The sequence below is a fragment of the Microbulbifer mangrovi genome (genome assembly GCF_002009015.1).
GTDB lineage: Bacteria > Pseudomonadota > Gammaproteobacteria > Pseudomonadales > Cellvibrionaceae > Microbulbifer > Microbulbifer mangrovi.
The window spans coordinates 1-544 of record NZ_LZDE01000064.1; the positions used below are offsets into that span (position 1 = coordinate 1).

Sequence of the window (544 nt, forward strand, 5' to 3'; positions counted from 1 at the left end):
AAGGTAAGCTGCCCCGCGGAGGGTCGTAGGTCCGTAGCTAACTACCCGGCTTGTTAATTACACTCATGGAGCGCTGATCTTGACTGAGCTGACCTCAACCGCTGCGCGGCTAAGCCAGCTCGCCAAATTTTCAGCTAAGTTGGATAGCCATACTTGTGCGTCAATAAAAATAGATGCTAACTGTCGTCGAACGACATCATTTTCAAAGTTCAATAACCCTTCAATTTCTGCAACCTCTTTCGCCTGAATTAAAGCTTTTGATAGAAGAAGTAGGTGCTCCGACGCTTCTAGGCACTCCCTTTTACTCAACTCCAGAATAGGAGACATAGAAAGGTCAACATTTGATCCGAGCACTGCTTCCTTCAGCAGGGAAAATACATCAATTTCTATGAAAATTGGGCTACTTGCAGTTTTGCCCTCAACTTGATGCTCTGGTGCCATTTCCACCAGCAGAGCACCATAAGGCTCTGAGCTTATTTCGAAGTTGAACATAAGCAATTAACGCCGCGCTCAGTCGCGGACAATTTTGGGCGCTTTATGCGCG

1 protein-coding gene is annotated in these 544 nt (G+C 46.7%); it reads right to left on the reverse strand.

The features are described 5' to 3' along the window. Positions 1 to 63: 63 nt before the first annotated feature. On the reverse strand, positions 64 to 492 hold the full coding sequence (locus B4U49_RS00275; protein WP_078082630.1) for a hypothetical protein: 429 nt from the start codon (positions 490 to 492) through the stop codon (positions 64 to 66). Positions 493 to 544 lie beyond the last annotated feature (52 nt).